The sequence below is a fragment of the Mucilaginibacter mali genome (assembly GCF_013283875.1).
GTDB lineage: Bacteria > Bacteroidota > Bacteroidia > Sphingobacteriales > Sphingobacteriaceae > Mucilaginibacter > Mucilaginibacter mali.
Map to the genome: position 1 here is coordinate 996,237 of NZ_CP054139.1, position 26,711 is coordinate 1,022,947.

Here is a 26,711-nt window from a genome sequence, read left to right on the forward strand (position 1 = left end):
TTGTAATCCACCCGGCTATATCCGAAAATTCACCCTGATTATGAAACTTATAGCCCTATTCATATTCACCGCGCTAATGCAGGTGCAGGCCACCGGGCTGGCCCAGCAGATCACGCTTAATAAAAACTCGGTCAACCTGAAGGATATCTTCCTCGAGATCAACAAGCAAACCGGGTACAACGTGCTGTGGTCGTCAAAGGAAGTTGGCGAAAAGGTTGAGGATGTTCACTTTAAGAACACACCGCTGGCCAAAGCCTTAGACTATATGCTAAAGGACATGCCTTTTACCTACACCATCCAGGACAAAACCGTTTTAATAAAGGAAAAGGAGCAGGTGGTAACCACTGTTGAGCAACCTGCCGTAATGCTGAGGAAAATTACGGGTAAGGTAGTTGACGAAAGCGGCAAGCCATTGCCCGGCGCTTCAATTACGGTTAAGGGCACCACAAGGGGCACCGTCTCTAAACCCGATGGCTCATTCACGCTTGATGTAAACGCAGGCGAGGTGCTTACCATATCGTTCGTCGGTTATATCCCTGCCGATGTAACCATTGCCGAACAAACTTCGCTAAACATCGTGCTGAAGGAAAGCGTAAATACGATTAACCAGGCGGTTGTAGTAACGGCGCTGGGTATTAAAAAGCAGGCAAAATCGCTGGCTTATAATGTGCAGGAGGTTAATGGCGATGAACTGACCAAAGTAAAAGACGCCAACTTTGTAAACAGCCTTGCCGGCAAGGTAGCCGGCGTTACCATCAATGCCAGTTCTACCGGTGTTGGCGGCAGCGACCGTGTGGTAATGCGCGGTACCAAATCCATATCGGGCAATAACAATGCCCTGTATGTGGTTGACGGTATCCCGATGCCATCGCTGAGCAGCACGCAGCCTACCGATATTTTTACCGGTATGGGCCAAACCGGCGATGGTATCTCCAGCATCAACCCCGAAGATATCGAAGCGGTATCGGTACTGAGCGGTCCATCGGCAGCGGCGCTTTATGGCAGCGACGCGGCTAACGGTGTCATCATGATCACTACCAAAAGGGGAAGCAAGGATGCCACGCGGTTGACCGTTGGTAACTCATCCGAGTTCTCATCGCCATTTGTGATGCCGAAGTTTCAGAACACTTATGGTTCCGATCCGGGCAACTATTACAGCTGGGGTTCAAAACTAACTACGCCAAGCACCTATCAGCCAAAGGATTTCTTTCAGACAGGCCTGAATATCACCAATAACTTCAGCCTTTCTACCGGGAACGAGAAGAACCAAACCTACCTGTCGTTCGCTTCGGTAAACGCGCATGGTATTATCCCTAACAATAACTTCGACCGGTACAATTTCAATATCCGCAACACCACAAAGTTTTTAAACGATAAACTGGAGATGGATCTTGGGGCGATATATGTAAACACCCGCGAGCAGAACATGCTGGCAGAGGGCCAATACTTTAACCCGCTGATCCCGATCTACCTGTTCCCGCGCGGCGAGGATATCACCAAATATCAAACCTACGAACGTTACGACCCGACCCGCAACTTTAAAACACAGTATTGGCCTTATGGCGATCTGGGTTACCAGATGCAAAACCCGTACTGGATCATCAACCGGGATATGTTTGTGAACAGCAAGGAGCGCTACCAACTGAGCGGATCGTTTAAATACACCATTAACGATTGGATGAACGTAGTGGCCCGCGCCCGTACCGACAGGAATACATCAGACAATAACCGCGATTATTACGCTTCTACATCGGGCCTTTTCGCCGGTCCGGCAGGTGCGTATTATAACTACAACTATGTAACTAACCAGGTTTATACCGACGCGTTGCTGAACATTAATAAATACATCCAGGATTTTAACATCACGGCCAACTTAGGCGCCAGCTTGCAGGATGTGGTTTACAAAAACTCAAACTTTGGCGGCAACCTGCAAAGTGTGCCCAACCTATTCAACTATAACAACCTAAACCTTACACAAGCCCAAACATCGCAAAATGGTTACCATGACCAGGCGCAGAGCGTGTTTGCCAGTACCCAGGTAGGATGGAGGAGCGAGATCTACCTGAATGCTTCAGCCCGTACCGACTGGGTTTCTGCATTGGCCAATGCCAATAATAGCAGGTCTATCTTTTACCCATCGGTAGGTTTATCAGCCGTAGTATCCGATCTGCTGAAGATGAACTCGAAAACGCTTTCATTTCTGAAGGCACGGCTTTCTTACAGCGAGGTGGGTAACGCGCCGCAGCGCTTTATTTCTAACGGTACCTACCCGGTTATTAACGGTTATTCGCAAACCAGTACATTTTTATCGGCAGATATCCAGCCCGAAAGGACCAAATCGCTGGAGGCTGGTTTAAATATGATGCTTTGGAAAGGTAAGGTAAAATTGGATGTAACCGCCTATAAATCATCTACCTACAACCAGTTGTTCAATCCAACGCTGTCAACAAGTTCGGGCTTTACCAACCTTTATGTAAACGCGGGGCAGATAGACAACAAAGGTTTGGAAATTTCGGCCGCCGTAAACCAAAACATCGGCCCGGTAAAATGGACTTCGAACGTGGTATTCTCGCTGAACAGGAACAAGATCGTGAAACTGCTGCCTGCCTATACCGACCCGCAAACCGGCGAGAGAGTATCGCAGGATAGTTTGGATCTGGGTGGCGCGGCCAGTTATAAAATGATATTGCGTCCCGGTGGTGCTATGGGCGATGTTTATGTAAACACGCTTAAAACCGACGAGCATGGTTACATCGCGGTTAACCTGGCATCGCAGGCGGTAACGGCCAATCCAACAAAATTTGTAAAGGCCGGCAATGCAAACCCCGATTATAACATCGGCTTCCGCAATAGCTTCACCTATAAAAACTTCGATATCGGTTTCCTGGTATCGGCCAGGATAGGCGGCGTAGGCGTATCGGTAACGCAGGCCGCTATGGACGCGTTCGGCGTATCGCAGGTATCGGCTGATGCCCGTGATAATAACGGCGCGCTGGTGAACGGCTACCGTATCCCGGCACAGCAGTATTACCAAACCATTGGCGGCGGTACAGCAGGTATAGGCTCCATGTATGTTTATAGCGCTACCAACGTAAGGCTGGGCGAGGCCACCATCGGCTGGAATGTGCCCATCACTAAATATGTGAAGTTTGTGAAGAACCTAAACATATCCGCCGTTGGCCGTAACCTGTTCATGTTCTACAATAAGGCGCCGTTTGATCCGGAATCGACCGCGAATACAGGCACTTACTTCCAGGGCATCGACTATTTTATGCAGCCAAGTTTGCGCACCATAGGTTTTTCAGTAAAGGTTAGTTTATAATATTAAAGTATACAGATAATGAGAACGAAAAAATATTTTACACTCAACAAGCGGTTGCCAGGGATGGCGCTTCTTGCCATGCTGATACTGGTAACAAGTTGTACAAAAAAATTTAACGAGTATAATACAAATCAATACCAGGCAACATCCGCCATGCTGGATGAGGACAACCTTTCTACAGGTACCTTTTTTGTACAGATGGAAAAAAATGTATTCCCCATTGCCCAGCAACCGTCATTTGGCGATGAGATTTACCAGGAGGTGCAAAACCTGGCCGGTGATGTTTACTCGGGTTATATGGGTGCCAGCAACAACTGGTTTTCAGGCGCCAACAATACCACATATGCACTGATCCCTGATTGGTATAACCAGGGTTTTAACCGCGGTTTTGTAGGTATAATGCCTGCATGGAATGCCATTAAAAAAGCAGCCGCTACAGTCAATCCGCCGGCTTATGCCGTGGCTACCATTGTTAAGGTAGAGGGCATGCACCGCGTTACCGATATGTACGGGCCGCTGCCTTACATTAACTTTGGCAACGGCGCGCTGCAAAACAAATACGATGCGCAAAAGGACATCTACTACAAGTTTTTTGATGAACTGGATGGCGCGATAGCAACCCTTACCGATTTTAACAGTAAGAACCCCAGCGCAACCGTAATGGCTACTTACGATTTTATTTACGGCGGCAACGTGGTAAAATGGATCAAGTTTGCCAACTCGCTGAAACTACGTTTAGCCATGCGCCTGGCTTATGCCGACCCAACCAAAGCGCAATCGGTAGCCGAATCGGCAGTGAGCCACCCGATTGGGGTAATGACCGATGCATCAGATATCGCGCAGCTGCAACATACCAGTAATTTGGTGTATAACCACCCGCTGTATATCATCACCTATAATTTTACCGATATAAAGATGGGCGCAACAATGGAAACCTACCTGAATGGTTATAAAGACCCGCGCATCTCTAAGTATTTTATGACAGCGACGGATGGTTTGTACCACGGTGTACGTAACGGCATCACCATTACTAATAAAGCCGATTATGCCAACGGGCCGTTCTCGGCTATTAACGTAGCGGCCACAACGCCTATCGTTTGGTTTAACCCTGCCGAAGCTTACTTCCTGCGTGCCGAGGGCGCTTTGCGTGGCTGGGCCATGGGCAGCGATGCGAAGACGCTTTACGAAACCGGTGTTCGTACCTCATACACCGTAGCCGGCGTAACTACTGCGGCCGATACTTACCTGGCAGATGCGACCAGCGTGCAGGCGGCCTATACCGACTCTAAAAACGCCGGCAACAGCGTGGCCAGCAATAGCACGCTGTTGAGCAAGATCACCATTAAGTACGATGCTACCGCCACAATGGAAACCAATCTGGAGCGTATCATCACCCAAAAATATTTGGCGATGTTCCCCGACGGGCAGGAAGCATGGAGCGAATTTAGGCGCACCGGCTACCCTAAGGTTTTCCCGGTAGTGGTGAATAGCAGCGGTGGCGTGATCAGCAGTACTACGCAGATCCGTCGCCTACCGTTCCCAAGTACCGAATACCAGAACAACTCGGCAGGTGTGGCCGGTGCCATCACCCAACTGGGCGGTGCGGATAACGGCAACACCAAATTATGGTGGGATAAGAAATAACACAGACACATGTTTTTACACTCATATAAAAAACAGCGTATGAAATTTTATCAATTTTTGGCCTTATGCCTGCTGGTGATCGTGGCAGGTTGCGTAAAGCAAACCACCCCACAGGCGGTGGACATACAAAAGCCATTTACTTATAGCGATCAGTATTATCAAAACCTGCGCGATTATAAAAAATCAGACCACGAGATCACCTATGGCTGGTTCGCCGATTACTCGCAGACCTTTTCCATCGGCTATCATTTCATCGGCTTACCCGATAGTTTGGATATCTGCAGCCTTTGGGGCGGTATCCCATCGCTACGGAAGAACGACCCTAAGGATTCGGTAACCAGCTATAACCCGGTAGCCTATAACGAAATGATCCAGGTGCGCACGCAAAAGGGCGTTAAAATGGTAGTGCCGGTAATTACCCGCATGCAGGCCCTTAAATGGACCAAGCTAACCGACGACGGCATTAAAGCCTACGGCGATTACCTGATGGGGATGGTATTTGACAACGACCTGGACGGCCTTGACTGCGATTACGAACCCGAGGGCGACTGGCTACAGGGCGATAACTTTGTTAAGCTGATCCAGTACATCGGCCAGTCTTTAGGGCCAAAATCAAAGAACCCGCAAAAATTGTTAATCGTCGATTTTTATTCGCAGGCCCCGCCGGCAGCTGTGGAGCCTTATGTAAATTACTTTGTAAGGCAATCGTACAATGCCACGTCTGATGCTACCCTGCAATCGCAGTATAACACCGTGGCAGCTTATTGCCCAACCAAAAAGTTCATCGTTACCGAAAACATCGGCGATAACTGGCAGAACGGCGGTGTGGCTTTTACCCAGGCTAACGGCAACAACAAAACCAAAGCAGGAACGCAATTATACTCGCTGGAGGGCATGGCCCGCTGGGAGCCGGCCACAGGCCGTAAAGGCGGCTGGGGTGGTTTTTATATGCAAAGGGATTATAACCTCGATCCGCCTTACAAGAATTTCAGGCGCTGCATCCAGATCGTGAACCCATCGGTTAAATAATGTTCAACCTTAAAAAAGACATTAACAATGAAAAGAAATTTGATACACAGATACCAGCAATTGGCGGCCATCGTGCTGATAGGTATCGCCTTTGCTTCGTGTAAAAAACAAGCCAGTTACGATTTTAACGGCGATAGCGACAATAAGGTATACCTGACGGCCGGCACTTATAACGGGCTTGCTTACAGCGGTTATAACTTTTCGGTAGCCAACACGCCGGGGGGCATTGTGGGGGCGGTAAGCGCCGCCATTCCCGTGCACAGCACCCTGAGCGCGACAAATGACATCCAGGTAAAGGTTACTACAGATAATACGCTGGTGGGCACATTCAACGCAAAAACCGGCGGTACGGCGATAGCTGTTCCGGATGGAGCGATCACCTTGTCATCCAACCTCACCATCCCCGCCGGACAGGTAAATTCAAAGGATTCGCTGAAGCTGTCTATCGCTTCTGATAAACTGGCGACTTTAGCCCCGGGTACCTATGTGGTGCCTTTAAGGATCTCATCGGCTAATAACGCTTCGGTAAGCGCCAATCAAAACGTTACCTACGTATACTTTACATTGGTGGCCACCAACTGCTATCCAAGTCCGGCGGCAGCCGATATGACTGGTGCCATAGTAGCTACCCGCACCGGCTGGACCGCTACCCTGGACGCCACCCCTACATCGGGCGCATTGGCTAATATGTTTGATGCCAAAACCAATACCAGTTGGTCGCTTAACCCACCCAAAGCCTGCACCATGACGGTGGATATGGCTGCCACCAGGAATGCCATCACCGGTGTGCGCATCCATACCAGCAGCACAACATATTCCGTAAATACGGCGGTAATATCAACCAGTACCGATGGTACCAACTGGACGGCGCAGGGTACGGCTACCTTGCTTAATACCTCGGCTTATGAGTACGTGAAGTTCTACTCGCCGGTGAACGCGCGATACATCAGGATGAACATTACGGCATGGAAATCGGCTACGCAGATCATCCTGACCGAGTTTGACATCTATCAATAGTTTCAACATTAAAGATCAAAAAGACAATGAAGATCAATAAAATATTAGGCGTAGCCTTGCTGATGCTGGCGGTTGTGTTAAACAGCTGCAAAAAATCGGCACAGTATCATGATATCATTTATTTTACCGGTACCGAGCAAACCCCCGAAACCAAGCTTACGCTGGATGGGCCGGGCAGTATCGGCCTGTCGGTTTCCTCATCAACCAAGGCCGATAAGGACGTGAACGTGAAGCTGGAAGTTCAACCCGACCAGGTAGACGCTTACAACGCCCAAACCGGTAAATCGTACATTGCCATGCCGGCGGGCAGTTACAGCCTTGCCAGCAGTTCGGTAACCATAAAGGGCGGTACCAACGTATCCAACTCGGTGGCCCTTTCGGTAACCTCCTTAAATAATTTTAAGGAGGGCGCTACCTACTGTATCCCGGTAACCATTACCGAGGCCGATAACGGCATGGATATCCTGGCGCCATCTAAAACAATTTATGTGCTGATCAATAAAACCATCATTACGCAGGCGGTTAACATTAACGGTAATTATTTCACTGTGCCCAGTTTTGCTACCGATGCTAATCTTACAAGCATCGGTCAGCTAACAATGGAGTGCCGTGTGTATGTAAACGCTTTCCAAACCAAAAATCCATTCATCAGCTCGGTAATGGGTATCGAAGAAAACTTCCTGCTGCGCTTTGGCGATGTGAGTATCGCTAACAACCAGTTGCAGTTAGCCGGCGGTTTGGTGGGTACCAGTAAATACCCGGTTACCAGTAACTCTACGTTTTCGGTAGGGCAGTGGTATCATGTGGCGGTGGTGTTTGATGGCGCTAACATGCTGTTATACGTAAACGGCAAGCTAGATGCCTCTACCCAGGCGCAAAGTGGCTCGGTTACGTTTACCGGCACTGCCGGAACTTATTCGGGCGGTTTCCACATCGGCTATTCGGCCGATGGCCGTTTGCTGAACGGATATATCAGCGAAGCTCGTGTTTGGACTAAGGCTTGTACCGCGATAGAACTGCAGAATAACCTGTGCTATGTAGATCCTACTTCAAAGGGGCTGCTAGCTTACTGGCGCTTTAACGGCGATACCAATGGTACGGTTACCGACTTAACCGGGCACGGCTATTCGGCTATTGCCAACAAGGCTGTTACCTACGTGCAGGGCGTAAGATGCCCTAAGTAGTTGTTTGTTTAATGCTAAGGCCACTCATCGCGATGATGGGTGGCCTTTTTATACTATTTTCGCCGTCGGTTTGTAAAACCAAAACCTGTCTATATCAACCAATGCTGAAGAAAACAATTAAACCTGTAGTATTTGCTTTATTATTATCTGGAGGAGTATTCGCCCAAACCGCTAAACTAACCAGGCACGTCGATCCGTTTATCGGCACCGGCGGCCATGGTCACGTTTTTATGGGTGCCAATGTACCCTTCGGAGCGGTGCAACTGGGGCCGGTCAATCTGTCAAAGGGCTGGGATTGGTGTTCTGGCTATCACTATTCCGATTCTACTATTGTCGGCTTCGCGCACACGCATTTAAGCGGCACCGGCATTGGCGATTTGGGTGATGTGGAGTTGATGCCGGTAAGCGGAGCCATCAGCGGTTTAAACGATGTATTGAGCAATAGCAACGCCGGAACATGGTCGCTGTTTAGCCATAAGGATGAAGTAGCCAAACCGGGTTATTATTCGGTGCGCTTAAAGCGCTACGGCATCAAAGCCGAAATGACGGCCACCACACGCGTAGGTTATCATCGTTATACCTTCCCTGCCGGTAAGGATGCACAAATGGTGATCAGTCTGCAAAACGGCATTTCCAGCCGTCCTGTAAAATGCTATATCGAACAGGTAGATGAGCATACCATCAGGGGGTACCGCTATACCAGCGGATGGGCTACCGACAGACGTATCTTTTTCTCGGTCGTGTTTTCAAAACCGGTTAAAAACTTTTCCATTTATAATAACGGGCAGCCGGTAACCGGAAAGAAGTTTACCGCCACCAATCTGAAGGCCGTGCTTAACTTCGGCTTACAGCAGGATGGGCGGGTGCTGGCCAAAGTGGGCATCTCGCCGGTGAGCATGGATAACGCCCAACTCAATATCAATACCGAAGCCAAAACCTGGGACTTTGATCAGATAAAGAATGATGCCCAAAATACATGGGAAAAGGCACTAAATAGTGTAGCTATTAAAGCCGATGCCGAACGCTCACGCACGTTTTATACAGCGCTTTATCATACCATGATAACGCCATCGGTTTTTAATGATTGTAATGGCGATTATTGGGGAACCGATAAAAAGGTACATCACGATCCGGCTTTGCAAAACGTAACCACCTTATCCCTTTGGGATACTTACCGCGCCGAAAACCCTTTACTTACTATTTTGCAACCGGGGCGTGTGCCTGCTATCATCAACAGTATGCTGGCCATTTACCAGCAGCAGGGTAAATTGCCCGTATGGCACCTGATGGCCAACGAAACCAATACCATGCCCGGTAACAGCGCCATCCCTATTGTGGCCGATGCCGTACTGAAAGGTATTAAGGGTATAAATGCTGAACAAGCTTACCAGGCTGCCAAAGCAACCGCCATGCGCGATGAGCGCGGTTTGAACTTTGTAAAATCGCAGGGCTTTATCCCGGCAGATACGATGGTAGAAACAGTAGCAACAGGGCTGGAATATGCCATAGACGACTGGTGCATTGCCCAAATGGCCAAAATGCTGCATCATGACGAAGATTATGCCTATTTCAGCAAAAGGGGGAAGTATTATACCAATTACTTTGATAGCAGTACGCATTTTATGCGTGGCCGTGTTTCGGCTACCGAATGGCGTTTGCCTTTCAGTCCATTTGTGGCAAAGCACATGAAGGACGATTTTACCGAGGGCAACGCCTGGCAGTATACCTGGCTGGTGCCGCAGGATGTGGAAGGGCTGATCCAATTGCAGGGTGGCGTAAAACCATTCACTCAAAAACTCGATTCGCTATTTGTAGCTACCGGCGATTTGGGCGGCGAGGCCTCGCCCGATATCAGCGGGTTGATAGGACAGTACGCCCATGGTAACGAGCCGAGCCATCACATTGCTTACCTGTATAACTATGTTGGCCAGCCTTATAAAACCGCTGATAAGGTGCGTTTTGTTATGGATAACTTTTATACCAACAAACCCGATGGCATTATTGGTAACGAAGATGTGGGGCAAATGTCGGCCTGGTATGTGTTTTCGGCGATGGGATTTTACCCGGTAAACCCGGCCAATGGGACTTACGTGCTGGGCAGCCCGCTGGTGGATAATGCCGTGATCGCTTTACCGGGCGGGAAGCATTTTACCATCAGCATTAAAAATAATTCTAAAACCAATAAATACGTCCAGACTGTTTATCTTAACGGCGCGCCGTATAAACCATCGTATATCAGGCATGCCGATGTGATGAAAGGCGGCAACATGACCATTATAATGGGCGCTAAACCATCGGCAACCTGGGGTGTATCCCCTGCTGCATGGCCGCACTCGTAACCGATACTATTACCCAAAACGAACACGCACAATGCTGAACGCATTATCAAAAAAACTATTTATTGTATTGCTGGCCCTGTTGCCTTTGGCCGCATCGGCGCAACAACAATACGAGCTGAACAGCGGCTGGGTTTGCATGCCGCACGCAAAGGTTAAAGTTGATGGCGCCGCGATATCTAACCCGGGGTTTTCGCTGAACGGTTGGAAAAAGGCCGTGGTACCCGGCACCGTGCTGACCACCATGCTGGCCAACAAGGAAGTCCCTGATCCATTTTGGGGGATGAACAATAAACATATCCCCGATATATATGACACCGGTCGCGAGTACTACACCTACTGGTTTGTGAAGGATATTAACGAGAAGCCTGCTGCCAATGGGCAACAGATTTGGCTGAAATTCAGGGGTATTAATTACAGTTGCGATATTTACCTGAATGGTAAGAAAGTAAATACCGAGCCATACGAAAGTATGTTCCTGCGAAAGAACTTTAACATCACCAACTTATTAGCCAAAAACGGGCATAACCGTTTGGCCGTTATTGTTTACCCGCCCGATCCGGTAGGTAACCCCAATGGCGGGCAGGGGGGCGATGGTACCATAGCCCGCAACGTATCTACCCAATACACCGCCGGCTGGGATTGGATCCGCCCCATGCGCGACCGGAACACCGGTATCTGGGATAAGGTTTGCCTGACCCGCACCGGTAAGGTAAGTTTAAGCGACCCGCATATTATTACACTGGTGAGCGGTAAACGGAATCCGGAGGGCGCGCAGGCGCCGGCCACGATTAAAGCATCTGCCTCGTTGACAAATAGCAGCGACAAACCGGTAAGCGGGATGCTTACTTATACCATGGGCGGGCAAAAGGTTAGCAAGCAGGTTAAACTGGAGGCTAACAGCACTTCTGAAATAAATCTGCCCGACCTGTCTCTTAAAAACCCGCGCTTATGGTGGCCGTCGGGTTATGGTAGCCAGTACTTGTACCCGCTGCATATCAGTTTTTTAGAGAACGGGAAAACCTTATGCGATAGCCAGACTGTTAACATTGGTGTGCGCGAGATCCAAACCAGTTGGAACAGCACCACCAGCAGCCGCGAGATAGCGGTGAACGGGCAAAAGATCTTTATAAAAGGCGGCAACTGGATCATCAGCGACGCCATGCTGCGCTTCAGTAAAGCACGTTACGATGCCGAGATCCGTTATCACCGCGATATGAACCTAAACCTGATCAGGGTTTGGGGCGGCGCGCTGGTGGAGCGGCCTGAGTTTTACGCCGCTTGCGATAAATATGGCCTGCTGGTTTTCCAGGATCTGTGGATGTCGGGCGATTGCAATGGCCGCTGGCAGGACCCCATGAAGCTGGAAAGCCAGGACGTACGTCGCAAATATCCTAACGATCATGGCCTGTGGCTGGCATCGGCGGCGGATATGGTGAAGATGGTGCGCAACCACCCATCACTGGCCGTTTGGTGCGGCGGTAACGAGATCACCCCGCCCGATGATATCCTGAAACCCCTGCGTGACAGCATTATGCCAAAACTGGATGGAACCCGCTGGTTTGTCGATTTCTCCAACTCGCTGGAGATGTCGAAGAACGAAAAAGGTATCAACGGCGATGGGCCTTACGGCATCCAGCATATCTCCACCTTTTGGGATAAACGCACCTATCCGTTTAACTCAGAAGTTGGTTCGGTGGGTTTGGGCGATATTGAATCGTTAAAACGGTTTATACCGAAAGAAGATTTGATCGCTCCCGAATATGTAGGTCCTACGCCGGGTCAGCCTAAGGCAAGGTTAGAAAAGGTAGATTCGGTTTGGGATTATCATCATTATTTGGATGTGGGCTATAACGAATTTATAGCACCCTACGGCAAACCGAAGGACGTGGCCGATTTTGCCCGTAAAGCGCAACTGGTTAATTACGATCAGTACCGCGGACTGATGGAAGGCTTCAGTTCGCATATGTGGGATTGGTATACCGGCGTCATCATCTGGAAAACCCAAAACCCATGGACCGCCACCCGCGGGCAGATGTACGATTATTACCTCGACCCCAATGCTTGTTTATTCGGCCTGCGTTCAGGTAGCGAGCAATTGCACGTAATGTACAACGCCACTACAGGTATGGTGATGCTGGTGAATAATGGTTTCGCGCGGAAGCAAAATCTGCACTTGCTGGTCCGCTCGTACGATATGCAGGGCAAGGCCACCGTATTAGCGCAGCAAAGTATTGAAGCGGACGCCACATCGTACAAAAACATCATCGATATTAAGAAACAGGTTGCCGAGCTTAGCGCTAAGCAAGGCTCGTTCCTGTCACTGCAACTGACCGATGAACACGGGCAGTTGATCAGTAATAACTTTTACTGGTATCCGGATGAAAAAGGTGTTTACTCGGGATTAAATGAACTGCCTGCGTCGGCCATGAAGATCACTGCGAAAAACATTGGCAGGGGCAAGGTGGCGGTAAGCTGTACAAACCCTAAAAATGCACCGGTAAGCTTCTTCAACCGGGTATCGGTGTTGGATGGTAAAACACATGAGCGTATATTGCCTGCGTTTTACCAGGATAATTACTTTTCGGTATTACCGGGCGAAATAAAGACCATTACCATCGATTATAAACCAATTGTATCCACGGTCCTGCCATACCTGACTATAGAAGATCACGCAGGGAGGGTTAAGCGGATAGAAATAAAAAAATGATGAACAGGAAGCAATTTATACGCAGTGGCACTATGCTTGGCGCGGGTTTAATGTTAAACAAGCAACTGGCTTTTGCCGATGCGGTGTACCCCACGGTGCGCATCCCCGGGGCAAAACGCAAATTCAGCAGCCCGGCTGTTGAGGAGGCTATCGTAGCGTTCCAGAAGCGTGCCGGTAATAAAGAACTGGCCTGGCTGTTTAACAATTGCCTGCCCAATACGCTGGATACCACCGTTAATTTCAACATGAAGGACGGCAAGCCGGATACCTATGTCATCACGGGCGATATCGACGCCATGTGGCTGCGCGATAGTTCGGCGCAGGTATGGCCGTATTTGCAGTTTATGAAAAGGGATGAAAAGCTGAAGCAACTGGTTGCCGGTATCATCAACCGCCAGGCCCGTTATGTGCTGATGGATCCTTATGCGAATGCTTTTTATGATGACCCCAACAAAAAAAGCGAGTGGGCCAGCGACCATACCCAAATGAAGCCAGGCATACACGAACGCAAATGGGAGGTAGATTCGCTTTGCTATACCATGCGCCTGGCCTATCATTACTGGAAAATGACCGGCGATAAGCAGCCTTTCGACGCGCAATGGAAAAGCGCTGTGGAACTGATTTACGATACCTTTACCGTACAGCAGCGCGAGCATGGCCAGGGGCCGTATAAATTTCAACGCAATACCAGCACGCCTACCGATACCTTGCCACTGGGCGGCTACGGCTTCCCGGTAAAACCAACGGGTATGATCTGCTCCATGTTCCGCCCCAGCGATGATGCTACACTATACGCTTACCTCATCCCGTCAAACCTGTTCGCCGTGGTAAGCCTGCGTCAGATGGCCGAAATGTTTACCGCCATATTTAACGACCGTGCTTTTGCCGCCAAACTAACGGCAATGGCCCTGCGTATTGAAAAAGCGGTATACCAATACGCAATTGTACAGCACCCGGTTTACGGCAAGATCTTCGCCTTTGAGGTGGATGGCTTTGGTAATGTGAACCTGATGGATGATGCCAACGTGCCCAGCCTGTTATCGCTGCCATACCTGGGTGCGGTAAAAGCTACCGACCCGATCTACCAGAACACGCGCAAATTTGTGTTATCAGCACACAACCCGTACTACTATAAAAGCGCCAACTTTGAAGGCATTGGCGGCCCACACGTGGGCAGGCCCGATATGATATGGCCGCTTAGCATCATCACGCGCGGCTTAACCAGCAATAACGACGCGGAGATAAAGCAATGCCTCACCATGTTGATCAAAAGCAGCGCGGGCAGCGGCTTCATGCACGAATCGTTCAATAAGGACAAACCTGAAACCTTCACCCGCTCGTGGTTTGCCTGGTGCAATACCATTTTCGGCGAGTTTTTGTGGAAGATATACCAGGAAAAGCCGCACCTGTTACAAGCCTGATCAATGATAAGAAACAGCTTTCTTTATGTTGCTGTACTCGCATTCTTTGCAGGTGCAGGCACCCCATTATGGGCGCAGCAAAATATCACCGTATATAAAAACGCCCATGCCCCGGTAGCGCAGCGGGTAAAAGACCTGGTTTCGCGGATGACGCTTGACGAGAAGATCGGCCAGTTGTCAACCTTGTTGGGCTGGCCGATGTATGAGAAGAATGGCGACGAGGTAAACGCTTCGGAGGAGTTTAAGAAAGCCATCGCCACGCAACATATCGGCATGTTATGGGGCACCCTGCGCGCCGACCCCTGGACTAAAAAGACATTAGAGAACGGCCTGAACCCATACCTTGCAGCCAAAGCCACCAACGCCTTGCAAAAATGGTCTATTGAGCACAGTCGGCTGCAAATCCCCGTATTTATTGCCGAGGAATGCCCGCACGGTCATATGGCCATCGGCACAACCGTATTTCCTACGGCCATCGGGCAAAGCAGCACCTGGGATACCGGCCTGATACAGGAAATGGCCGCCACCATTGCTAAGGAAGCCCGCCTGCAGGGCGCGCATATTGGCTACGGACCGATCCTTGACCTGGCGCGCGAGCTACGCTGGTCGCGCGTGGAGGAAACTTATGGTGAGGATACCTACCTGAATGGCAGCATGGGCGAAGTAGTGGTTCGGGGTTTCCAGGGCAAGGGTATCGGCAGCGGGACCAATATCATTGCTACATTAAAACACTTTACAGCTTATGGCGTACCCGAGGGTGGCCATAACGGCGGCGCGGTTAACCTTGGCCAAAGGGCCTTGATGCAAAATTACCTGCCACCCTTTAAGGCCGCGGTAAAGGCCGGGGCGCTGTCGGTAATGACGGCCTATAACTCTATTGATGGCATCCCATGCAGCAGCAACACTTACCTGCTTAATGATGTGCTGCGCAAGCAATGGGGATTTAACGGTTTTGTGGTATCCGATCTGAACAGCATCAGCGGGGCTACCGGTGCCGACCATGTGGCCGGAACAGAGGCCGATGCCGCCGCGCTATCCATCAACGCCGGTTTAGATAATGATTTGGGTGGTAACACTTATGCAACATCCCTGTTAAAAGCCATTAAAGGCGGACAGGTAAAAATGACCCGCATCGACGAAGCCGTTGGTCGTATCCTGAAGCTGAAATTTGAAATGGGTTTGTTCGAACACCCTTATGTAGATGCCGAGATAGCAAAAGCACAGGTTAGAGATGAAAAGGCTGTGGCTTTAGCCCGTAAGGTGGCCGATGAATCGATCATCCTTTTGAAAAATGAGCGAAACCTGCTCCCCCTTAATAAAGCCATTAAAAGCATAGCTGTTATCGGCCCTAATGCCGATAATATGTATAACCAATTGGGCGATTATACGGCCCCGCAGCCCGATGATAATATTGTTACCGTATTGCAGGGTATCCGCAGCAAGTTACCGGCATCGGCTAACATAAGGTATGTAAAAGGCTGCGCCATTAGGGATACTACGCAAAATGATATTGCCAAAGCCGTAGAGGCCGCTTTGCAAAGTGATGTGGCGGTAGTGGTATTGGGTGGATCGAGCGCCCGCGATTTTAAAACCAACTACCAGGCTACCGGCGCCGCCGTGGTGAACAATAAAAGCGTAAGCGACATGGAAAGCGGTGAGGGGTACGATCGCGAGAGCCTGGACATGATGGGGCGGCAATTGCAACTGCTGCAGGCCGTAGCCAAAACGGGTAAACCCGTTGTACTGGTACTAATAGAAGGCCGCCCGCTTAATATCAACTGGGCGGCGGCTAATATTCCGGCCATTATTAATGCCTGGTATCCGGGCCAACAGGGCGGCAATGCCGTGGCCGATGTGTTGTTTGGCGATTATAATCCCGCGGGCCGGCTACCGGTTTCCATCCCGGTGTCGGTGGGGCAATTGCCGGTATATTACAGCTACCAGAACGGTTCGCATCACGATTATGTAGAAGGCAGCGCCAAACCGCTTTACAGCTTCGGCTATGGCTTAAGTTATAGCGCTTTTCAATATACAGATGCGCAAACTAAAGTAACAGAAAACGCTAACGATGTTTTGGTGAAAGTATCCTTTAAAGTTAAAAATACAGGCAGCCGGGATGGCGATGAGGTGGTGCAATTATATGTTAAAGATGAGGTAAGCTCCGTAGTGGTACCTAATAAACAGTTGAGGCGCTTTCAACGGGTACATTTGGCAGCCGGTGAGGAAAAGCAAATAACCTTCGATCTGACCGCAGCCGATCTAAGCCTGATCGACCAAAATTATAAGCGTGTGGCCGAAAAGGGCGGTTTCAGATTGCTGATAGGTGGTAATTCCGACCGGCCGCAGTTAACTACAAGGATAACGTTGTCGCGTTCTTTTACGGTGGTGGAATGATAATCGTGATGACATGTTTGTTTTTTCGACAGCAAAGGACTGTGCGGCAAAGGAAGCATTTTTGCTGTCTTGAATTTTTGCTACTTTTTTTTCAAGAAAAAAGTAGTAGGCCCCTGCGGCTATGAGCAGACTAACGTTAATAAAAACACAGCCGATCATCCTATGGGATTGCCGCGCTATCGCTCGCAATGACAATATCGTTTAATGTAAAGGCCGAATTCAGGATGACAGTCTCCTAATTGCTTAAAACGAAGCTATACATAATAAAATATTGACATCGATTGTAATCAAAATTTTATACGGCAATGTTGGTTTCAAGCCAAAGAATTATTGATATTTGATAGACTGACTGCGAAATTGTATACTGTTACATATCGCGGCGTCATCGCCCACAACCAATGAGCCTGTACACTGAACTAACCGATGCTGAACTGATAGCCGCGATGCGCGATGGCGATGAGCACGCGTTCAGGGAGATTTATGTGCGGAACAGTAAGTTGCTCATCATCTACGCCCATAAAAAACTAAAGGATATTGACGAGGCTAAGGATGTAGTACAGGAAGTTTTCGCCAACCTGTGGGCCAACCGGGGCGCATGCGCGGTAGAAAGTAACCTTTCAGGCTATCTTTACCGCTGCGTACTCAATAAGGTGCTGAATATTTTCAGGCATAAGGATATTTCCCAATGGCATGTGGAGGGGGTGCAACAATTACTGGACCAGGGCCTACCCGATACCGATTACCAGGTACGCGAGAAGGATATCGCCCGTGTTATTGAGCGGGAAATACAGGCCCTGCCACCCCGCATGAAGGAAGTGTTCGACCTGCGCCGCAAGGAATACCTCACCAACAAGCAAATAGCCGAACGTCTGGACATATCCGAACACACGGTAGCCACCCAAATAAAAAAGACCCTGAAAATATTACGCGGACGGCTGGGCAGGGAACTTTATTCGATATTCTTTTTGCTATAGTTTACACAAATTACCGCACATCGTCCCAATTATCCGTACGGAATGATGATGCCGGGATGCCATCGTTATTATACAGCTCGGCCATTACATATTCTTTAAAGGCATAGCGCACGGCAATCGGGGCTGATACCTTATCGCTTTGCAGTACCACCTGATTAGCTTTTATGGTAGCCTTTGCAGGATGGAATACTTTATCTGCACCCGCAACTTCAAATAGGGTTAAAGATGGCTTTTCATAAGTGGTGAGATAGGGGGCATTGTTAAACGTTACCGTAATCTTATCGCCGCTTACTTCCATACTTTTGTAGGCGGGGGCAAGGTAATTAATCCCTTTTATACCGTAGGTTTTGCCCAATGCCCAATAGGCCAATCTTTGCGCGGGCAGGGTCTTGTTCATATAATGGATAAATTTTTCCATCCCCACATCCATGGTTGATGCCATGCCCGAGTTGGGTATCGCGTCCATGCCTTTTAATTGTGCTTCACGCAGCAGTGGCCCGCTACGGGTTTTATCTGTAGAACCGAATGGCGCTATCTGCACATAATAAAACGGAATATCACCCAGTCCCCATTGCTTGCGCCAATCGGCTACCATAACCGGGAACAGCCTGCCATACAGCTGCGGTTCGTGGCGGTTGCTTTCGCCCTGGTACCAGATAATGCCTTTAACATTGAAGCCCAGCACCGGGGCCACCATACCGTTAAATAGAGCGGTAGGTAATTTCCATGGCTGCTTAACGGTATCAAGAATGGTCGGCGGTACCTTTACTTCGGGAAAGGCCGCAAGGCTACCTTTACTCATCCAGCTTTCTATCATCGTGCCGCCAACGCTCGATACGATCAGCCCAACCGGTACATGCAGCTTCTTTTGCAATATCGCCCCAAACTGGTAAGCAATAGCGCTGAAGTTGCGCGCCGTTTCTGAGGTCGATTCATTCCATTGGGCCTGCACATCTGTCAACGGCGTTAACGAATTGGCAGTATGGAACGTGCACAGGCGCAATTGTGGATTATCAGCATTCAGGATAATTTCAGCGGCATTCAATATCGGCGATGAGTTTCCCCGTAGCGCCATTTCCATGTTCGATTGCCCCGAGCAAAACCACACCTCGCCGATCATTACGTTTTTAAGCGTAAGCGGGCTGCCGTCGTTAAACGCGATTTGATATGGTCCACCAGCTTTCGGAGCGCTAACCGTTATCTTCCAGTTCCCCTGCGCATCGGCTTTTGTATGGTAGGCTTTGTGGTCCCAGCCGGTAGTGACATTCACCATGGCGTTCGCGCCAGCCCATCCCCATAGCTTATCCTGGGCTTGCTGCTGCAATACCATGTTATCGCCAAAAATACCCGGCAGTTTAATTTTTGCGTCGGCCCTGTTGGCGATAAGAAGCGAAAACGCGATCAGTAATAGGAGGGAGTAGAAAGTCTTCTTCATGGTAGATCTATCAGTTTTATTGGTGATGCTAAAGTAGGTAATCGTCCCGGGCATCGGCAGTAAGTTTATTTCAAACTTACGGGTATAATGATACACGGCGATACAAGTTTTCGCTTCAAAACCGGCTAATAGTTCATTTTATAATACATATCTGCTTCATTTGACCTGCCTCCTGCTTCGGATTATCGGCTACATTGCAGCCATTCAGAAAACCAATTTACAGGCCCTGTCCCGTATTTATTTATGAGAGTCAATTTTGTTGTTTTAGCCAGCCTTTTGCTATCCGGCCTTTGCGCCAGCGCGCAGGTTACCGGTCGTACTATCCATGCCGATATGAAGCAGGAAGCCGGTAAACGATCTTCAGTGTTTAACGAATGCATCGGCGCCGGTCGCGCCAACGAGGGGCTGCGCGCCGACTGGCAGCAGCAACTAACCATGGTGCAAAAGGATTTCAACTTCAAATATATCCGCTTCCACGGATTACTGCACGATGATATGCGGGTGTATTCGGTAGATAAGGAGGGTAAGGCCAGCTATAACTGGCAGTATATTGATGCGCTGTACGATTTTCTGCAAAGCGTGCACCTGCGGCCTATTGTAGAACTCAGTTTTATGCCGGCCGATATGGCCAGCGGCACCAAAACCGTTTTTTGGTGGAAGGGGAACGTAACCAAACCCAAATCGTACGAGTTGTGGGATGGCTTGATCAGCAAGCTGGTAACCCATTTACAGGAGCGGTATGGCAAGGCCGAGGTAGAGAAATGGTACTTTGAAGTTTGGAACGAACCCGATCTGGGCGGCTTCTTTGCCGGTACGCAGGCCGATTATTTTGAACTGTATGAGCATACTGCGCGGGCTGTAAAAGGCGTATCGCCCACATACAGGATAGGTGGCCCGGCAACCTCGGCTATGAAATGGATAGGAGAGTTTTTAAGTTATTGCGATCAGCATAAGGTGCCGGTTGATTTTGTTTCGACGCACGATTATGCCACTACCTCCGTACTGGATGAATTTGGCACCAAGAAGCAGAAACTGAAGCCGGATGTAGATTCGGTAGCTAAGGATGTGAAGCGCATCCGCCAGCATATCAGCGCATCGCCGTTTAAAAATGCCGAATTTCACGTTACCGAGTGGAATACCTCGCCATCATCGCACGATCCTATTCACGACAGCTACCAAAACGCCGCCTTTGTATTGCATGTGCTAAAAAAGGCCATGCCCTGGGCCAACTCCATGTCGTACTGGACGTTTACCGATGTGTTTGAAGAAGCCGGTCCGGCGTTGACGCCGTTCCATGGTGGTTTTGGCTTGGTAAACCTGCAAAGCATTAAAAAGCCTACGTATTTTGCCTATCAATACCTCAATCAATTAGGCGCGACCGAGTTGAAGAACAGCGACCCGGAATCCATCATTTGCAAAAGCAATAAAAATGTGCAGGCCTTGTTTTGGGATTTTACGTTCCCCGAAACCGGTAAGGATTTTGACCAGGGATACTTTATTAAAGATCAGCCGCCTGCTGCCACACGTAAAGTGCAGTTGAAGCTAAGCAACCTCGCCAACGGCACCTACACCATAGAAGTTTATAAAACAGGCTATAAATCAAACGACCCCGGCACGCAATATACCGCCTGGGGCAGGCCATCGTACATCAACCCTCAGCAGGTTGCCGAACTGAAGCAACTGTCATCGGGCAAGGCGGTAAAAAGCAGTACAATAACCGTGAGGAATGGCGTGTACACCGAAAGCTACGCGACCGGCAGCAACGATATCTACCTGGTGAAACTCAATTTTAAACATATATAATACCTGTAAATGAAATATAAATATCTTTTTACCGGCTTCATGGCCGCCTTAACCCTAAGCGGGAATGCCATTGCGCAGGACACCCCGCTGCCCGGCGGTAAAGCCGAACGCGCGTATTTGGTATCGGCCTTAACCCGCATTGCCGATCCGGTGCTGAGCGCCCTGAGCAAAAATGAATTAAAGAAGACCATGCCTGTAGAGGCTAAGGTTTCTAAAGACCGCGTGTACAGTACGCATTTGGAGGCGTTTGGTCGATTATATGCCGGGATGGCCCCCTGGCTGGAATTAGGTGCCGATAATACCCCCGAAGGGAAACTGCGGGAGAAGTATATCAAGCTAACCATCACCTGTATCCACAATGCCACCGACCCTAAAGCGGCCGATTTTATGAATTTTTTTGATGGTCGCCAGCCGGTGGTGGATGCCGCATTCTTTGCGCAGGGGTTACTACGCTCGCCACACCAGATTTGGGATAAGTTGGATGCGGCCACTAAGGCCAATGTGATCGCCGCGCTGAAATCCAGCCGGGTGATCCAGCCATCGTACAGTAACTGGCTGCTGTTCAGCGGCACTATCGAAGCCGCCCTGCAGCAGTTTGATAAAAGCGGCGATAAAATGCGCATGGATTATGCCGTGAAGCAACACCTGATTTCCTGGTACAAAGGAGATGGCGCTTATGGCGATGGGCCAAACTTCCATTGGGATTATTATAACAGCTTCGTAATTCAACCCATGCTGGTGGGCGTGTTGAAAGTTTGGAGCGATGAGGAAGCCGCCAGGAAAAAAGATTACGATCTGGCATTAGCCCATATTAAACGCTACGCCGCCGTGCAGGAGCGCCTGATATCGCCCGAGGGTACTTATCCACCCATCGGCCGTTCGCTGGCTTACCGGTTTGGGGCGTTCCAGGTATTATCGATGGTGGCCATGATGCACGAATTGCCCGAAGAGGTGAAGCCCCAGCAGGTGCGCGCAGCCTTGTACACCATGATCAAGCGCCAGGTAGAAGCGCCCAATACCTTCGATAAAAATGGCTGGATGCAGATCGGCATCTACGGGCACCAGCCTGATATCGGCGAAAATTACATCTCTACCGGCAGCCTGTACCTGTGCTCGGAGGGTTTCCTGATCCTTGGCCTGCCCGAAAGCGACCCATTGTGGCAAGGTAAGGACGAAGACTGGACCGCCCGCAAGGTTTGGAAGGGTGAGCAGATCCACATCGACCATGCGATAGATTAATCTTTAATATCAATAGCCAACATAAACATGAAAATCAAACACTTATTTGTCCTCACCGCCGCCACGCTTAGTGGGCTGACGGGATATGCCCAAAACAAGCAAAACTTTAAACCCAAGCCCGAGATCCTGAAGCTGATCGATCAAAACTTTAAAGATGCCGATAAGCAATACAAGGTTTTGATGCAGCACGTGCCTGCCGATAGCCTGCCCGAGTCGTTCAACCACGATGGCACCTGGAAAACACAGGCCAACAAGGGCTGGACGGCCGGCTTTTACCCCGGCACGTTGTTTTACCTGTACAGCGATCTGAAGGATAAGGCCCTGTACAATGAAGGCGTGCGCCGGTTGAAAAACATGGAGCCAATGCAAACCATCGACTCGCACGATATTGGCTTTATGATGTACGACAGCTACGGCGTGGCCAACCGCCTGATGCCGAACGAAGCCTACAAACAGGTATTGATCACCAGCGCGAAATCGCTGGCTAAGCGGTTTAATCCAAAGGTGGGCTGCACCATGTCGTGGAGTTCGCAGCCGGGGCATTTCAGGGTGATCATTGATAACATGATGAACCTGGAACTGCTGATGTGGGCTACTAAAGCCACCGGCGATTCTACTTATGCTAAGATCGCCATATCTCATGCTAATACCACCATGAAGAACCACTTCAGGCCCGACTATAGCTCGTACCATTTGGTTGATTACAACCCGGAGACCGGTGAGGTGATCAAAAGACAAACTGTTCAAGGCGCTGCCGATGAATCTGCATGGGCGCGTGGGCAGGGTTGGGGGCTGTATGGCTTTACCATGATGTACCGCGAAACCAAGGACCGCAAATATTTGGAGCAGGCCAGGCACATCGCCAACTTTATCCTCAGCAATCCAACATTACCTGCTGATAAGGTACCGTATTGGGATTACAGCGCGCCCGGCATACCTAATGCCCTGCGCGATGCTTCGGCAGCTACCATCTACGCTTCGGCGCTGATCGAACTGGCACGCTACGATGCACCGAACGCCAAACGCTATATTGATGTGGCCGAAACCATCATCAAAACACTGTCATCACCAACTTATAAGGCCGTTAACGGCGATAATGGCGGTTACCTGCTGAAGCACAGTGTTGGCCACTTCCCTAAGGGATCGCTGATCGATGTGCCGTTGACCTATGCCGATTATTATTTTGCAGAAGCGATGCTGCGCTACAAGAACATGGATAAAAACATCAACCGTTAACACGATGAAAAGAACGCTCCTTTTTGTTTGGCTGATCTGCATGACCGCGTTTGCCGGCTATGCTAAACCAGCCCCCGCTTATGCCATTATTCCCTTTACGGGGATGGATTATATCCGTGTGGAGGTGGATGCCGCTTATCAAACATCGGCCCAAAATACCTTTAAGCTGGTCATCAAGTCAGTTGCCGATGGCAATGTATTATGGCAGGGCGATGTGAAGCCAACGGAAGCCATCAATATTAAAAAAGGCAAGCTGGCCTTTACCGTAAACGGATTGAAGCCCATCCTGTGGCAACCGACAAACCCGTACCTGTACCAGGTAAGCCTGCAGCAATACAGTAATGGGCAGTTGCAGGATGAATTAAAGGAACGCGCCGGCTTCCGTAGTTTTGAGCGGAGGGGCGGCAGCCTTTACCTGAACGGTAAGCCCATATTTTTACGCGGCATCGCCATCAACCCGCCAGGCAGGGGCATCCCCGCCAAAATAGAGGAAAGCCGTGCCTTCGCGCTGGAATATGTGCGGTATATGAAGAGCATCAACGTAAACATCATCCGCATACCCGATGCTGAAGAGTGGTACGATGTATGCGATGAACTGGGTATGATGGTGTTCGGTGGCAACTACAGCGGCAAGGTGGCCGGTGGCGAAAAGGTGGACAGCAAGGAGCAGTTTGGCGATGAGACCGACGGCGGCTTTCCTAAAGATTATGACAGGGGGGTAGACTGGTACGAGAATACCAAGTTCCACGCCATCGCGCAGCATCCCAGCTTGATGGTATATGCCATGACCAACGAAACGCCATTTGCAGGTTCACGCGCCGCGCCCTGGGAGAAGTTTTTGGCTTACGCTTATGATAAACTAAAAAAGTGGGATGAAACCCGCGTGTATATTGCCAACGCCGGTTATGGCTACGGCAAGGCGGGCGATATTTGCGATATCCACCGCTATTGGGGCTGGTATTACAGTTCGCCTTATACTTTCCTTAATATCAGGGATAACTCCAAGATCATTCCGTTCCCCAAGCACGATCAGCCCATTACTTTTACCGAGTGCGTGGGTAATTATACCGGTCCGGATGGCAGGTATAATTTAACACCAGCCCACAAGAACCCAAGCTCGCAACTGGCCTGGACGGGGCATGCTGAACAAGGCCTGCAATCGAAACTGGCTGATGAGCATCAGAGTAGCACTTTCCGCTATGCTACGGAACTATTCAGGCAACTGCGTGCCGTAAATCATGATCTGAGCGGTGTATTCCCGTTCACCATCCTTTTTTACAACTGGGATACGGTAGAGAAATTTGGCGATATGCACCCCAAACCGGTAACCGACCAGGTGAAGATCTCCTACCAACCGGTGCTGCTAAGCTGGGAATGCTGGACCAAGAACGTATATGCCGGGTCTACGTTTAACCCGATTGCCCACGTAATAAATGACGATGAACATTTTGAAGACCTGAAGGACCTGAAGATGATCTGCCAGTTGCGCGATAAAGCGCACGTGCTGGTGTATACCGATACCATCGCCATGCCCAATGTTGCTTACTATTCATCGGCGCAAAAGCAATTGCAGATAAAGCTGCCGGTAAATTTGGCTAGCGGTTATTATAAATTAACCGGCGAATTGTGGTCGGGTGGTAAAGTGGTATCGCATAACTTCTTCGATATCTTTATTTCGGGCAAGCAATTTATCCCGCAAAGCCCGGTGCTGGACAGGCAGGTGCTGGTATACGATAAAGGCGGCAAATTAAAATCATCGCTGGAGAAGCTGAATATCCCATCGCGACCCCTAACATCGTGGAAGAACCTGCCGCTGAATAAGGTGGTAATTATTGGCGATAATGCTGCCGATAATGCCTTGGCGCAAAATGCCGCGAGCATTAAGGATTTCATCAGCAAGGGTGGCCGAATCCTATGCCTTCGCCAGGATAGCGCGCATCGATTGAATTTAAACAAGATCCTGGATAGCAAGCTGGCCAACAGCACGGTTGATATTGATCACCCGGTATATCCGGTATCGGCCAACCCTCCGCGCAATGGATATTATATTAATTATGAACGGCCAGATCACCCGGTGTTTGCTGGGGTTACGCGTGCGAACTTAAGGGTGTTCTCTGATTATTCCGGCTGGAGCGAAAACCAAAAGGGGATGCCCGAGATCTACCCGGTTAAGGATGGCTTCACGCTGGAAAACCGGGATGGGGTAAGCAATACGGCTATCCTTGGCAATTATGGTTCGGGCTTGCAGGCTATCGCTGTTGCCGAGCAGTTTATCGGCAAGGGCAGCATTGTATTAAGCGGAATGGACCTGCTTAACCGTACCGGCTTGGATCCTGTTGCCGATAGGTTGCTGCTGAACCTGGTTACTTATACCAGCGCCAATGCCGGGCATGTGCTGTATCAAGCCATTACCGGCCCTATCATATGGGGCGATTACGAGACTGAAAAAGGCATCGTAACCGATTACTACAGCGGCTTCCTGGTGAACTCGACACCGCGCCTGCCCGATAATTTTGTAAGCAAAAGGCCGATCGTAGTTACCAGGGAGGGCTACCAGCTGGCCGGCGGCAGCAGGGCGGGCTTCAATACGCATCCGGGCATACAATATGTGGCTAACGGTCGCCGTCCATGGGGACCGTATGTACAAACCTTTGGCGGTCAACCCAAAATGCTAACCGATAGCGTTACCGATGGGACTGCCAGGTTTTGGTGCCGGATCCCGGCCGGGCAAAACATGTCCACCTCGCTGGTGTGGAACCCGGGCGATGAACCCATCAGTATCAAAATAAAAGTGAACAACCTGCCCGGGGTGAAGCAAACGATAAAACCCGGCGATAAGGTGTTTATCAAAGCCCCGGTAAATTCGGATATCGTTAATATGACCTTTACCGGCGACAGGCGCGCGGTGGTATTAGAGACGGCGTTTGGGAAAAGATAAGATTACATAACCGTAGAGACACGATATTT

At 49.7% G+C, this 26,711-nt stretch carries 15 protein-coding genes; 14 read left to right on the forward strand and 1 reads right to left on the reverse strand.

Annotated elements, in window-relative coordinates; all coding sequences use genetic code 11:
• Positions 1-40: 40 nt before the first annotated feature.
• From HQ865_RS04330 to HQ865_RS04375, 10 genes are all read left to right on the forward strand, one after another.
• Positions 41-3,322 carry a SusC/RagA family TonB-linked outer membrane protein gene (locus tag HQ865_RS04330; RefSeq protein WP_173413710.1) on the forward strand — a complete coding sequence of 1,094 codons (3,282 nt, stop codon included), beginning with the start codon at positions 41-43 and terminating at the stop codon, positions 3,320-3,322.
• Positions 3,323-3,340: 18 nt separating this feature from the next.
• The gene (locus tag HQ865_RS04335) at positions 3,341-4,966 is read left to right on the forward strand and encodes a RagB/SusD family nutrient uptake outer membrane protein (RefSeq protein WP_202020449.1); all 1,626 of its coding nucleotides are present in this window, start codon (positions 3,341-3,343) and stop codon (positions 4,964-4,966) included.
• A gap of 39 nt (positions 4,967-5,005) precedes the next feature.
• Complete coding sequence (locus HQ865_RS04340) at positions 5,006-5,995, forward strand: glycoside hydrolase family 18 (RefSeq protein WP_173413711.1); 990 nt, start codon at positions 5,006-5,008, stop codon at positions 5,993-5,995.
• A 27-nt stretch (positions 5,996-6,022) separates the two neighbouring features.
• Positions 6,023-7,012 carry a BT_3987 domain-containing protein gene (locus HQ865_RS04345; RefSeq protein ID WP_173413712.1) on the forward strand — a complete coding sequence of 330 codons (990 nt, stop codon included), beginning with the start codon at positions 6,023-6,025 and terminating at the stop codon, positions 7,010-7,012.
• A gap of 26 nt (positions 7,013-7,038) precedes the next feature.
• Positions 7,039-8,196 (forward strand): DUF1735 and LamG domain-containing protein, encoded by a 1,158-nt coding sequence (locus HQ865_RS04350; RefSeq protein ID WP_173413713.1) that lies wholly within the window; start codon positions 7,039-7,041, stop codon positions 8,194-8,196.
• A gap of 101 nt (positions 8,197-8,297) precedes the next feature.
• The gene (locus tag HQ865_RS04355; RefSeq protein WP_173413714.1) at positions 8,298-10,535 is read left to right on the forward strand and encodes a GH92 family glycosyl hydrolase; all 2,238 of its coding nucleotides are present in this window, start codon (positions 8,298-8,300) and stop codon (positions 10,533-10,535) included.
• Between the two features lie 31 nt (positions 10,536-10,566).
• On the forward strand, positions 10,567-13,242 hold the full coding sequence (locus tag HQ865_RS04360; RefSeq protein WP_173413715.1) for a glycoside hydrolase family 2 protein: 2,676 nt from the start codon (positions 10,567-10,569) through the stop codon (positions 13,240-13,242).
• A complete protein-coding gene (locus HQ865_RS04365) occupies positions 13,242-14,663 on the forward strand; it encodes a glycoside hydrolase family 125 protein (RefSeq protein WP_173417717.1) in 1,422 nt (473 codons plus the stop codon). The genes HQ865_RS04360 and HQ865_RS04365 overlap by 1 nt, the downstream gene beginning before the upstream one ends.
• Positions 14,664-14,666: 3 nt before the next feature.
• Positions 14,667-17,057 carry a glycoside hydrolase family 3 N-terminal domain-containing protein gene (locus tag HQ865_RS04370; RefSeq protein ID WP_173413716.1) on the forward strand — a complete coding sequence of 797 codons (2,391 nt, stop codon included), beginning with the start codon at positions 14,667-14,669 and terminating at the stop codon, positions 17,055-17,057.
• A gap of 398 nt (positions 17,058-17,455) precedes the next feature.
• Complete coding sequence (locus tag HQ865_RS04375) at positions 17,456-18,031, forward strand: RNA polymerase sigma factor (protein WP_173413717.1); 576 nt, start codon at positions 17,456-17,458, stop codon at positions 18,029-18,031.
• Between the two features lie 10 nt (positions 18,032-18,041).
• Here the strand turns inward: HQ865_RS04375 and HQ865_RS04380 are convergent, their stop codons facing one another.
• A complete protein-coding gene (locus tag HQ865_RS04380) occupies positions 18,042-19,520 on the reverse strand; it encodes a sialate O-acetylesterase (RefSeq protein WP_237073743.1) in 1,479 nt (492 codons plus the stop codon).
• A 189-nt stretch (positions 19,521-19,709) separates the two neighbouring features.
• Here HQ865_RS04380 and HQ865_RS04385 point away from each other — a divergent pair, with 189 nt between their 5' ends.
• The 4 genes from HQ865_RS04385 to HQ865_RS04400 are packed head-to-tail and all read left to right on the forward strand — an operon-like array spanning position 19,710 to position 26,682.
• Positions 19,710-21,269 (forward strand): GH39 family glycosyl hydrolase, encoded by a 1,560-nt coding sequence (locus tag HQ865_RS04385; RefSeq protein ID WP_173413718.1) that lies wholly within the window; start codon positions 19,710-19,712, stop codon positions 21,267-21,269.
• Between the two features lie 9 nt (positions 21,270-21,278).
• Entirely contained in the window at positions 21,279-22,508 is a 1,230-nt protein-coding gene (locus tag HQ865_RS04390; protein WP_173413719.1) for a DUF2264 domain-containing protein, read from the forward strand.
• 27 nt (positions 22,509-22,535) lie between these two features.
• Positions 22,536-23,744 carry a glycoside hydrolase family 88 protein gene (locus tag HQ865_RS04395; protein ID WP_173413720.1) on the forward strand — a complete coding sequence of 403 codons (1,209 nt, stop codon included), beginning with the start codon at positions 22,536-22,538 and terminating at the stop codon, positions 23,742-23,744.
• Between the two features lie 4 nt (positions 23,745-23,748).
• A complete protein-coding gene (locus tag HQ865_RS04400; protein WP_173413721.1) occupies positions 23,749-26,682 on the forward strand; it encodes a glycoside hydrolase family 2 TIM barrel-domain containing protein in 2,934 nt (977 codons plus the stop codon).
• The last annotated feature ends 29 nt before the right edge of the window (positions 26,683-26,711 follow it).